This window comes from Streptomyces sp. HUAS 31 (assembly GCF_028198125.1).
In the GTDB taxonomy this organism is placed as follows: Bacteria; Actinomycetota; Actinomycetes; order Streptomycetales; family Streptomycetaceae; genus Streptomyces; species Streptomyces chartreusis.
Genome location: NZ_CP116353.1, coordinates 5,226,216 through 5,237,508, shown reverse-complemented (window position 1 = coordinate 5,237,508; position 11,293 = coordinate 5,226,216). Strand labels below are relative to the sequence as shown.

At 72.5% G+C, this 11,293-nt stretch carries 9 protein-coding genes; 3 read left to right on the top strand and 6 right to left on the bottom strand.

The annotated features are described in order from the left end of the window. Positions 1 to 104: 104 nt before the first annotated feature. Positions 105 to 878 carry a glycosyltransferase family 2 protein gene (locus tag PGH47_RS23370; RefSeq protein ID WP_271665075.1) on the top strand — a complete coding sequence of 258 codons (774 nt, stop codon included), beginning with the start codon at positions 105 to 107 and terminating at the stop codon, positions 876 to 878. A gap of 8 nt (positions 879 to 886) precedes the next feature. Here the strand turns inward: PGH47_RS23370 and PGH47_RS23365 are convergent, their stop codons facing one another. From PGH47_RS23365 to PGH47_RS23355, 3 genes are all read right to left on the bottom strand, one after another. After that, the gene (locus PGH47_RS23365) at positions 887 to 2,107 is read right to left on the bottom strand and encodes an amidohydrolase family protein (protein WP_271665074.1); all 1,221 of its coding nucleotides are present in this window, start codon (positions 2,105 to 2,107) and stop codon (positions 887 to 889) included. Positions 2,108 to 2,282: 175 nt separating this feature from the next. Next, positions 2,283 to 3,035 (bottom strand): TIGR03943 family putative permease subunit, encoded by a 753-nt coding sequence (locus tag PGH47_RS23360; protein WP_271665073.1) that lies wholly within the window; start codon positions 3,033 to 3,035, stop codon positions 2,283 to 2,285. Continuing rightward, entirely contained in the window at positions 3,032 to 4,105 is a 1,074-nt protein-coding gene (locus PGH47_RS23355; protein WP_271665072.1) for a permease, read from the bottom strand. The genes PGH47_RS23360 and PGH47_RS23355 overlap by 4 nt, the downstream gene beginning before the upstream one ends. A gap of 194 nt (positions 4,106 to 4,299) precedes the next feature. On the opposite strand from PGH47_RS23355, the gene PGH47_RS23350 reads away from it, so the two are divergent. After that, complete coding sequence (locus PGH47_RS23350; protein WP_271665071.1) at positions 4,300 to 6,231, top strand: NAD-binding protein; 1,932 nt, start codon at positions 4,300 to 4,302, stop codon at positions 6,229 to 6,231. A gap of 157 nt (positions 6,232 to 6,388) precedes the next feature. On the opposite strand, the gene PGH47_RS23345 is transcribed toward PGH47_RS23350, so the two are convergent. Continuing rightward, on the bottom strand, positions 6,389 to 8,218 hold the full coding sequence (locus PGH47_RS23345; protein ID WP_271665070.1) for a S9 family peptidase: 1,830 nt from the start codon (positions 8,216 to 8,218) through the stop codon (positions 6,389 to 6,391). A 178-nt stretch (positions 8,219 to 8,396) separates the two neighbouring features. On the opposite strand from PGH47_RS23345, the gene PGH47_RS23340 reads away from it, so the two are divergent. Then, on the top strand, positions 8,397 to 9,188 hold the full coding sequence (locus PGH47_RS23340) for an SURF1 family protein (protein WP_271665069.1): 792 nt from the start codon (positions 8,397 to 8,399) through the stop codon (positions 9,186 to 9,188). Between the two features lie 34 nt (positions 9,189 to 9,222). On the opposite strand, the gene PGH47_RS23335 is transcribed toward PGH47_RS23340, so the two are convergent. Together PGH47_RS23335 and PGH47_RS23330 are read right to left on the bottom strand one after the other, a co-directional pair. After that, positions 9,223 to 10,359 (bottom strand): hypothetical protein, encoded by a 1,137-nt coding sequence (locus tag PGH47_RS23335; RefSeq protein ID WP_271665068.1) that lies wholly within the window; start codon positions 10,357 to 10,359, stop codon positions 9,223 to 9,225. Further along, a complete protein-coding gene (locus tag PGH47_RS23330; RefSeq protein WP_167537730.1) occupies positions 10,356 to 11,039 on the bottom strand; it encodes a SigE family RNA polymerase sigma factor in 684 nt (227 codons plus the stop codon). The genes PGH47_RS23335 and PGH47_RS23330 overlap by 4 nt, the downstream gene beginning before the upstream one ends. Positions 11,040 to 11,293 lie beyond the last annotated feature (254 nt).

The following is an 11,293-nucleotide window of genomic DNA, read 5'->3' as shown; positions in this document are numbered from 1 at the left end:
TTACTGTTGGCCCCAGCCCGATCGCTGGTGCATCCCCCGTCGCCAGCGATCGGGTCTTCTCATGTCCGATGCCGTTCGACGTGATGAGTCACGAGGGAAGGGTGGTGAACGCCGCCGTGTCCCGGCGCGTCATCGTCGTCACCGCTGTCCACACCCCTTCGGCGAGGTTTCTGCCCGAGGCCCACGAGTCGCTGTGCGCGCAGGAGTTGCCGCCCGGCTGGGAGTGGCACTGGGTGATACAGGAGGACGGCCACACTAACTACGTCCGCCCCCACGTCCCCGACGATCCCCGGGTGACCTTCCGTCAGGGACGCCCCGGCGGCCCGGGGGTGGCCCGCACCCTCGCGCTGGCGCACACCGAGGGCGAGTACGTGAAGATCCTCGACGCCGACGACCGGCTCACCCCGGGGACGCTGGCCCGGGACCTCGCCGTACTGGAGGCCGACCGCACCGTCGGCTGGACGACCTCCCGGGCCCTGGACCTCCTGCCCGACGGCAGCACCGCCGGTTTCCCCGGCGACCCCGACGACGGGCCGATCGAGCCGGGCGCGGTGGTCGACTTCTGGCAGGCCAACGACTTCCGTGCCCAGGTGCATCCGGCGACCCTGTGCGTGCGCCGGGACCTGCTGCTCGCGCTCGGCGGCTGGATGGCCCTGCCCGCCTCGGAGGACACCGGCCTGCTGCTGGCGCTGAACTCCGTGAGCCGGGGCTGGTTCTCGGCACGCACGGGCCTGCTCTACCGCAAATGGGACGGCCAGGTCACGGGGCAGGCCGCGCACATCGACCCCGCCGAACGGGCCGCACGGATGGCGGTGGTGGCAGCCAGGGCCCGAGCGCTGAGCTCGTTCGGCTGGCGCCACCCGCCCGCCGGCCGGTGACGGCCCTCCTACTTCTGCTGATCAAAGGGGAGTTCGAGCATCCGGATCGCGTTGCCGCGCAGCAGCTTGTAGGCGACCTCGTCGGAGAGCCCGCCGACGTGCTCCTGCGCCACCCGCTTCGTCTCCGGCCAGGTCGAGTCGACGTGCGGATAGTCGGTCTCGAAGGTGGCGTTGTCGACGCCGACGGTCTCGATCGCCTCGATGCCGTGCCTGTCCCGGAAGAAGCAGCAGAAGATCTGGCGGTAGTAGTACGTCGACGGCGGCTCGGGGATCAGGTCCTTCACGCCGCCCCACGCCCGGTGCTCCTCCCAGACGTCGTCCGCGCGCTCCAGGGCATACGGGATCCAGCCCATCTGGCCCTCGCTGTAGGCCAGTTTCAGCCGGGGGTGCTTCACCAGGACTCCGGAGAAGAGGAAGTCCATCATCGACGCCATCGCGTTGTTGAAGCTCAGCGAGGCCTGCACGGCGGGCGGGGCGTCGGGGGACGCGGCCGGCATCTGCGAGGAGGACCCGATGTGCATGTTGACGACCGTGCCGGTCTCCTCGCAGGCCGCGAAGAACGGGTCCCAGTAGCCGGAGTGGATGGACGGAAGTCCCAGATAGGTGGGGATCTCGCTGAACGTCACCGCACGCACCCCGCGAGCCGCGTTCCGGTGGATCTCCGCGACCGCGAGGTCGATGTCCCACAGCGGGATCAGGCACAGCGGGATCAGCCGGCCGCCGCTGTCGCCGCACCACTCCTCGACCATCCAGTCGTTGTAGGCGCGTACGCAGGCCAGGCCGACCTCCTTGTCCTTGGCCTCCGCGAAGGTCTGGCCGCAGAAGCGCGGGAAGGTCGGGAAGCAGAGCGAGGCCTCGACATGGTTGATGTCCATGTCCGCCAGCCGGGCCTTCGGGTCCCAGCAGCCGCGCCGCATCTGCTCGCGCGTGATCCCGTCGAGCGTCATCTCGTCCCGGGAGAAGCCGACGGCCGCGATGATGCGCTTGTACGGGAAGAGGTCGCCCTCGTACTCCCACCAGTCGGTGAGCTGGCCGTCCGGGTCCGTGGTGAACCGGTACTTCCCGCCGATGTACTCGAGTTCACCGATCCCGGCGGTGAGGGGTTTCGGTCCCCGGTCCCGGTACTTGGCCGGGAGCCAGGTCTCGAAGAGATGCGCGGGCTCGATCACATGATCGTCCACGCTGATGACCCTGGGCAGGTCCTTCGTGCCGCTCTCGGTACTGGCCACGCCATGCCTCCCGAATCTGACGACCCATCAGATTCAGGGTAGGGGGCGGGTCGGGGGGCGGCAAGAGAGAGCGCCTGCGGGAGCCGTGGGGAGGCACTGTGGGGAGTCGTGAGGGAGGCGCTTCGGGGAGGCCGTGCGGGAAGCGCTTCGGGGAGCCGTCGGGAGTGAGGGCTCGTCAGCCGTTCCAGCTCTCGTCGTACGGGTCCGTCGGCTCTGCCACCGGCTTTGCCTCCGTGACCTCGATGAACGGGATCGGGCCGCCGTTGACCGGGTCCTTCGTGCGGCGCGGGGTGTAGGTGCCGGTGACGCGGAGCCAGGTGTCCGGCTGGAGGACCGGCGGGACCTGGCCGGTCAGGGCGACCTTGACCGGCTGGGCGTCGGCGGCACAGCAGTTGAGGGCCATGCGGACGAGGTAGGGGGTGCCGTCGCGGTCCAGGGCGAGGAAGCCGGTGAGCTGGATCCGGCGGTCGCGCAGGGTGCGGCCGTGGTCGTAGACGGCGCGGCCCGCGTAGTCGACGACGTCGAGGGGCAGGGGGTCGGCCGCCGACAGGTCGGGGTAGGCGAGGGGTTCCTGGAGGGCCGTGCCGGTGCGGGTCGCGCTGTAGGAGCCGAGGGCGGGCGGGGCGACCAGGATGAGGGCGAGGAGGGGGAGGACCAGGAGCCAGGAGATACGGGGTTCGGGGTGGGCGTGGTCGGCGTCGGGGTGCTCGGCGTCCGGGTGTCGGGCCTGGGCCTGCTTGCGGCTTCGTGCCCGCCTGCGCTCGTACCAGGCCGTCGCCAGCGCCGCCGCGATCAGCACCGCGCCGGACACCAGCACCAGCGGGCGCAGGCCCTGTTTGACGTACCGCAGGTAGAGGTCGGTCGTGGCGGCGTGCAGCAGGGACGCGCCCAGCAGGAACAGAACTGCGGCCTGGGCCTGGCGGTTCACAGCATCACCCATCCGGTCAGCACCGACACCACCACGGCCAGCGCGAACGTGGCCGGGGCGAAACGCAGGGCGAAGGAGCGGCCGAAGGTGCCCGCCTGCATCGCGAAGAGCTTGAGGTCGATCATCGGGCCCACGACGAGGAAGGCGAGGCGGGCCGTGAGCGAGAACTGCGACAGCGACGCCGCCACGAACGCGTCCGCCTCCGAGCAGATCGACAGCACCACCGCGAGGACCGCGAGTGCCAGCACCGCCAGTACGGGGTTGTCGGCCGCCGCGCGCAGCCAGCTCTCCGGGGCCACCGCCTTGAGGGTCGCCGCGGCCATCGCGCCGACCACCAGGAACCCGCCCGCGTGCATCACGTCGTGCCGGACCGAGCCCCAGAAGGCCTCGCCCCTGCTCTGACCGTCGTGGGACGGGCGCGACGGCGGCTTCAGCCAGTCGGTGCGGCCCAGACGCAGCCACAGCCAGCCCATCGCGCAGGCCACCAGCAGGCTCGCGACCAGGCGGGCGAGGACCATCTCCGGGTTGCCGGGGAAGGCCACGGCCGTCGCCGTCAGCACGATCGGGTTGATCGCCGGGGCGGACAGCAGGAACGTCAGCGCCGCCGCCGGGGTGACACCGCGCCTCACCAGCGCCCCGGCCACCGGCACCGACGCGCACTCGCAGCCCGGCAGCACCGCGCCCGCCGCGCCCGCGACCGGGACGGCGAGGGCGGGGCGGGACGGCAGGGCGCGGGCGAAGAAGGACGGCGGCACGAACACCGCGATGGCCGCCGAGAGCAGCACGCCGAGCACCAGGAAGGGCAGCGCCTGCACCATCACCGCGACGAACACGGTGGTCCAGCTCTGCATGACCGGCGCGGCGAGAGCACCGCGGATCGGGCCCTGGAACAGGACCAGGGCGAGCATGAGGATGGTCAGCAGGAGCGGCGAGTTGAGATGCCGGCCCTCTTCCCCCGGCTTCACGGATGCGCCGGGCTTCGCCGCGTCCTGCGGCTTCGCCCGTTCGCTGGGCTTCGCCGGTTGCCCGTCGTCGTCGGTCCGCTCTGGGGCGGGCTTGGTGATCGCCACGGGCGAGGTACCTCCGGTGGTGCGGAACGGCGCCGGTCCAGGCGTCGGTTTCCCTCCCCTCCCATACGGTCGCGGGGGCACGGGCGTTCAACATCGGCAGGGCCGCTCCTGGAACCACCCGTCACCATGAGGCACTCTTTTCCCTTGTGGGGAGCGTTCCGAATCAGGGCTTAGGGAGTGACACGGTCGCGCACATGGTCGTGTGCGGCGACGACGGGCTCGCGCACCGGCTGGCCGCCGAGTTGCGCGGGGTGTACGGCGAGCAGGTCACGCTCGTCGTGCCACCCTCCGAACGCACGGTGCGGCCACCGGTCGTCGGCCGGGCCCGCGCGGCGTCGGCGGCGCTGCTGGACCGGGTGGTGAACGCGGCCGTGGGCCGAGCGGGCGGCGCGGCAGCCGCCACCGAACCGGCGGGCAGCATACGGGTGGTGGAGACCGCCGAGGCGACGGAGGCCGCGCTCGCCGACGCGGGCGTGGAACGGGCCGGCGCGCTCGCCCTCGTCTATGACGACGACGAGACCAACATCCGTGCCGCCCTCACCGCCAGACGCCTCAACCCCCGGCTCCGGCTCGTCCTGCGGCTGTACAACCGCCGCTTGGGCCAGCACATCGAGGAACTCCTGGACCAGGCGGCCACGTTGGCGACGGGCGCGGACGACGCCGGTCTCGACGCCTCCACCACCGTCCTGTCCGACGCCGACACAGCCGCCCCCGCGCTGGCCGCCGCCGCGGTCGCCGGCACCACCAAGGTCGTACAGACCGACGGCCTGTTGCTGCGCGCGGTCGAGCGCCCGCCCCTGCGCGCGGGGCAGACGCCCCCGTCCGGGCTGGTCACACTGGCCCTGCTGTCCGTGAACGGCCATGAACCGGGCGCGGGCGACGGTTCGGAGAACGCCGAGCAGGCGCCGCTGCTGCTGCCGGACGACACGACCGTGCGGGACGCCGGGAACCGGGGCAGGGTCGTCCTGGAGCAGGTGTCGTACGCGGGTACGTCGATGCCGGCGAACCGTGGCGGGCGAGGCATCGTGCCGGGGTTCGGCTCGCTGTTCTCGCGGCGGCTGCGGTGGTCGCTGGCCGGTGTGGTGGGCTGTGTGGCGGCGCTGGCCGTGGCACTGACGGTGGTGACCGGCGAACACCCGCTGTACGCCACGTACATGACCCTCCTCGACCTCTTCGCCATCAACGAACCCGCCCTCCACCAGCCCCTGGCCCGCCAGATCCTCCAGCTGTTGTCGGGGCTGATGGGCCTGCTGCTCCTCCCCGTGCTGCTGGCGGCGGTGCTGGAGGCCCTCGGCACCTTCCGCTCCGCCTCCGCCCTGCGCAAGCCGCCCCGCGGGCTGGGCGGACATGTGGTCCTCCTCGGCCTGGGCAAGATCGGCACCCGGGTGCTGACCCGGCTGCGCGAACTGAACATCCCCGTGGTGTGCGTCGAGGCCGACCCCGACGCACGCGGCCTCGCCACGGCGCGCCGGCTGCGGGTGCCGGTGGTGCTCGGGGACGTCACCCAGGAAGGCGTCCTGGAGGCCGCGAAGATCCACCGCTCGCACGCCCTCCTCGCGGTGACCAGCGCGGACACCACGAACCTCGAAGCCGCGCTGTACGCCCGCTCCGTGCGCCCCGACCTGCGCGTGGTGCTGCGCCTCTACGACGACGACTTCGCCACCGCCGTCTACCGCACCCTGCGTGCCGCCCACCCCTACGCCTCCACCCGCAGCCGCAGCGTGACCCATCTCGCCGCGCCCGCGTTCGCCGGGGCGATGATGGGGCGGCAGATCCTGGGCGCCATCCCGGTGGAGCGGCGGGTGCTGCTGTTCGCCGCGGTGGACGTGGGCGGGCATCCCCAGCTGGAGGACCGCACCGTCGGACAGGCCTTCCGCCCCGGCGCCTGGCGTGTACTGGCCCTGGACCGCACGCCCGCCGAGGAACGCCGGGACGGCGCGGCACGCGAGGAGCCCGCGACGGAGGAGGCCTACGACGACACCCGGGCGGGTGGCCCGACGGGGTGGGTGTGGGACCTGCCCGACAACTACGTCCTCCAGAGGGAGGACCGCGTCGTACTGGCCGCCACCCGGCAGGGACTCGCGGACCTGCTGGGCAGACGGTCCCGGGAGCGGGCGGGGGCTTAGGCGGGGTCATCTCGCCCCGCCGCCCCTACCCGTCCCATCCCCGGGGGCGCTGCCCCTTCGACCCCGGCCGGTCTCCGGGGGCTGCCGCCCCCGAACCCCCGCACCGGCCCTTGACGGGCCTTGTCCTCAAACGCCGGACGGGCTGGAACCGCGCGCCCTACTCGCCGTTCAAGTGACGGTTCGCGAAGTCCAGTTCCAGGCCGACCTGCTTGATCCGTTCGTCCACCACGAGTGAGCCGTGGCCCGCGTCGTAGCGGTACACCTCGTGCGTCGCGCCGCGGGCCTCCAGGCGCTTGACGTAGTTGTCGATCTGGCGGATCGGGCAGCGCGGGTCGTTCACACCGGCCGAGATGTAGACGGGGGCCGTGACCGCGTCGACGTAGGTGAGCGGGGACGACGCGTCGTAGCGCTCGGGTACCTCCTCCGGGGTGCCGCCCAGGAGGGTGCGGTCCATCGCCTTCAGGGCCTCCATCTCGTCGTGGTACGCGGTGACGTAGTCGGCGACCGGGACCGCCGCGATGCCCACCGTCCACGCGTCCGGCTGGGTGCCGAGGCCGAGAAGGGTGAGGTAGCCGCCCCAGGAACCGCCGGTCAGGATCAGGCGGGAGGGGTCGGCCAGGCCGGAGGTGACCGCCCATTCACGGACCGCCGCGATGTCCTCCAGCTCGATCAGGCCGACCCGGTGCTTGAGCGCGTCGGTCCAGGCACGGCCGTAGCCCGTCGAGCCGCGGTAGTTGACGCGGACCACCGCGTAGCCGTGGTCCACCCAGGCCGCCGGGCCGGCCGCGAAGGAGTCGCTGTCGTGCCAGGTCGGGCCGCCGTGGATGTCGAACACGGTGGGCAGCGGCCCCTCGACGCCCGCCGGGCGCTGGACGAGGGCGTGGATACGGCCGCCCGGGCCCTCCACCCACACGTCCTCGACCGGGACCGAGCCGGGGGACTTCATGCCGGGCGGGTCCAGCACGACCCGCCCCGTCGTCGAGCGCACCGCCGAGGGCTCCGCGGCCGACGACCACAGGTACTCCACGCTGCCGTCCGGCCGGGCCGTCGCACCGGACACCGAGCCCGCCGGGGTCGGGATCCGCTCCGCCGCGCGGCGGGCCAGGTCGTACCGGAACAGCTCGCTGCGCGCCTCGAAGCTGTGCACGATCAGCAGACCGGTGCCGTCGGGATACCACTCGGCGCTCACGTCGCCCGGCAGCTCGAGCGCGAGGTCGGTCTCCTCCCCCGTCGCCACGTCCCACACCAGCGGCTCCCAGCGGCCCCGCCGCTGATGCCCGATGAGCAGCCGCGTGTCGCCGTCCACCGGGGCGAAGCCGAGGACCTCCAGGCCGAGCTCCTCGGTGCCGCCCTTGGTGTCGTCGAGTTCGGCGACCGCCGTGCCGTCGGGGCGCAGGACGCGCAGGGCCGAGTGCATCGCGTCGCCGTGCTCGGTGTGCTCGACGGCGATCAGCGTGCCGTCGTGCGAGAGGTCGCCGACGCCCGCGGACTCGCGGTGGCGGTAGATCTCTACCGGGGACTCCCCGGCGCGGGCCAGATGGATCGTGGTGCCGTCCTCGTCGGTGGAGCGGCCCACGATCGCCGTCCGCCCGTCCCGGCCCAGGGCGAGGCCCGCCGGGTACGACGGGTCGAGGCCCGGCGCCGCGAGCTCGTCCTCGCCGCCGTCGAAACGCTGCCGGCGCCAGACACCGAACTCGTCGCCGTCCTTGTCGTCGAACCACCAGATCCAGGTGCCGTCCGGGCAGAGCACGCCGTCCGTCGTGCCGTTCGGCCGGTCGGTGACCTGGCGCTGCTCGCCCGTCGCCCGGTCCCAGGCGTACAGCTCGTACGTCCCCGTGGCGTTCGACACGAACAAGGAGCGGTCCGGTGCGTCCTCCGCCCAGTCGGGCAGCGACACCCGAGGCGCCCGGAAGCGCTTCTCCCAGTCCGGCATGGCCTTGTCCTGCATCTGGTGATCGGGCGAATCCGACCCGTGGCTCTCAGTCATGGCCCCATAGTGCCTGGCCCGGCGGACAATCCGCTGGCGAGGTCCCCAGCCTGTGGATAACTTCCCGCCCTCGCACCCCACCGTCCCCACGGGCACGGACGCCGGCACCGGCGCCGACGCCTGGCGGTACTGACCCCCGCGAGCGGGACCTTCCGGGCAGCCCCGTACCTTTAATCGCGTGTACCGGTTTCTGCTGACGCCCCGTTGGTGGGGGATCAACGTCTTCGTGCTGCTCGCCATCCCCTTCTGCGTGTTCATGGGGTCGTGGCAGCTGAGCCGGTTCGAGGCACGCGTCGACGACCACCGCAACGCCGGTGAGCAGGCCGCGGAGAACAAGCGGGAGGCCGCCCGGCCGCTCGCCGACCTGCTGCCGGTGGACAAGGCGACGGCGGGCCGGCAGGCCACCGCCGAGGGCCGGTACGCCGAGCAGCTGCTCGTGCCGGGCCGCGAGCTGGACGGCAAGCCCGGCTACTACGTCCTGACGCTGCTGCGCACCGACACCGGCAAGGCCCTGCCGGTCGTGCGGGGCTGGCTGCCGGGCGACGCCGACCGCGCCGACGCCCCCGCCGCGCCCAAGGGCGAGGTCGAGGTCACCGGCGCGCTCCAGGCCTCCGAGCAGCCCGGGGAGAACGGCGTGCCCGCGCAGGGCGGCCTGCCGTCCGGCCAGACGGGCGCGATCAGCGCGGCGTCGCTGGTGAACCTGGTGTCGTACGACGTCTACGACGCCTGGATCACCCTCGCCAAGGCCGATGCGGGCATGAAGGCGGTCCCGGCGGCCGCCACCGCCGACACGGGCCTGGACCTGAAGGCGTTCCAGAACCTCGGCTACACCGGCGAGTGGTTCGTCTTCGCCGGCTTCGTGGTCTTCATGTGGTTCCGGCTGCTGCGCCGCGAGGTGGAGTCCGTACGGGACGCGGAGCTCGGGCTGACGCCGGACGAGGAACGCGTCTCCAGCCCGTCCGGCGTGTGATCGAAGAGGTCGCGAGGCGGCGGCGACGGAGCGGTCACGCCCCCGCCAGCACGCCCGTCCAGTAGACCGTCCCCGCGCAGGCGTTGGACACGACCACCGTGGCCGTCGCGCCTCCCGCCTCCGTCGTGTTGGCGATCGTGACGCTGCCGTCGAGGGTGGTGTCCTCGGTCAGCAGCTGGGTGGAGGTCCCCGTGTCGCCGCCGGTGGAGGTGCCATCGGTGCTGCCGCTGGTGGTGTCGGTCGGCGTCGGGTCGGGCGAGGGCTCCCCGCCGCCCGTGCTGCCGCCGGTGTTGTCACCGGTGGTGGGACAGGTCTCCGAGGGTATCCAGGCGAACTTCACCGCGTAGGACTCGCCCGGCTTGAGGATGAGCGAGGTCAGCTCCTGGGACGGGTCGGGCAGTCCGGCCGCCGCGTCCCCGGCGGTGTGCCGGATCGGGGTGATCTTCGCCTGGTCGGCCGCGCCGCCCGCGAGCGCGCTCACGGTGCCGGGGCTGCTCACCGTGCAGTCGGCCGCGGAGATGTTGCTGAAGCGGAAGGTGCCGTAGACCGCGCCGGCCGTGTCGGGGGCGTCGGAGGCCCCGCCGGACGTGCCGAGCTGGTTGACCGTGCACGCCGCGACGCCGGCCGCGGTGGTGGCCTGGGGGCCGTCGGGGCTGCCGGAGCCGCTGCCCGGGCCCGTGCCGGAGCCCTTGTCCTCGTCCTTGTCGCCGTCCTTGCCCTGGTCCTGGGCCTTGCCGGAGGAGCCGCCCGAGGTGCTCTGGCCGCCCTCCGTCTCCTTGCCCTGGCCGACGCCGCCCTGCGCCTGCTCACCGTGACCGGCGTTCGACGAGTTGACGTTGGCGTCGGTGGCGTTGGACACATGCACCAGCGCCGGGACGGCGGTGCCGACGAAGAGGGCCGCGGCGGCCATGCCGACGAGCGCCTGACGCTTGCGCGCCCGGCGTGCGGGCACCGCCCGGCGCAGATGGTCCAGGGTGCCGTCGCGCGGCTCCATCTCCTGGACCGCGTCGTGCAGCAAGCGGCGCAGTACCAGCTCGTCCGAGTCGAGCCCGGAGGGGCCCTGGTCGTCGGGGCCGTGGTTCACAGTTCCGTTCCCAGCGTGCGATTGCTTCGGCTGTTGCTTGTCCGGCAGTTCCGCCGGCTCCCGCCGCTCGTCCTGGTCCCCGCTCATGCCGGCGCCTCCATGGCGACCCGCAGCGCCGCGATGCCGCGCGAGCCGTACGCCTTCACCGAGCCCAGCGAGATGCCGAGCGTCTCGGCGACCTGCGCCTCGGTCATGTCCGCGAAGTAGCGCAGGACGAGCACCTCGCGCTGGCGGCGCTGAAGGCCCTTCATCGCCTTGATGAGGGAGTCCCGTTCGAGCTGGTCGTAGGCCCCCTCCTCCGCGCTCGCCATGTCGGGCATCGGCTTGGACAGCAGCTTCAGGCCGAGTATGCGGCGGCGCAGGGCGGAGCGGGACAGATTCACGACGGTCTGGCGCAGATACGCCAGTGTCTTTTCCGGATCCCGCACCCGCTTGCGCGCGGAGTGGACCCGGATGAACGCCTCCTGGACGACGTCCTCGCAGGAGGCGGTGTCGTCGAGGAGAAGGGCCGCGAGACCCAGCAGGGAGCGGTAGTGCGCCCGGTAGGTCTCGGTGAGGTGATCGACGGTGGTGCCGGCCGCCGCGGTGTTCTCGGCGTGATCGGCACCGTCACGCTGACTCGGGATGCGGGTGGGCCGCGCTGCGGGCATGGGCGCGATCACCGGCATGCCGCCGGGCGCACCGGGCATGCGTGATCTGACGGGCCGGCGGGGCGGCCGTAGGGCCGTACCGCGGGTCGCCGCACTGAAGTCGAGTACCTCTGCCACGCCTGTTGGACACGCGTACCCCCGAGAGGGTTGTACGTGCCGGACGTCACTTTTGCGCCGACGTCCGCAGCTCCTCTCACCCGAGGCAGCACAACCGACTGTGCGTCAAACGCCCACATGCCTACCCGCTCTTCCCTTATGTCCCACATGAACGGGCGTCCCCACGCCCAGCTCATGGCGTCCCCACGCCAGAAAAAACGCGTCTCCACGCCCATAAGGGCGACCGCAAAGACGCTCCCCGCCCTGCAAGCGGT

What these genes read in the sequence shown, in the direction of transcription:
- PGH47_RS23335 (WP_271665068.1), bottom strand. Translation starts at nt 10,359, where the DNA reads ATGAGCGGGGACCAGGACGAGCGGCGGGAGCCGGCGGAACTGCCGGAC.
- PGH47_RS23345 (WP_271665070.1), bottom strand. Translation starts at nt 8,218, where the DNA reads ATGACTGAGAGCCACGGGTCGGATTCGCCCGATCACCAGATGCAGGAC.
- PGH47_RS23350 (WP_271665071.1), top strand. Translation starts at nt 4,300, where the DNA reads ATGGTCGTGTGCGGCGACGACGGGCTCGCGCACCGGCTGGCCGCCGAG.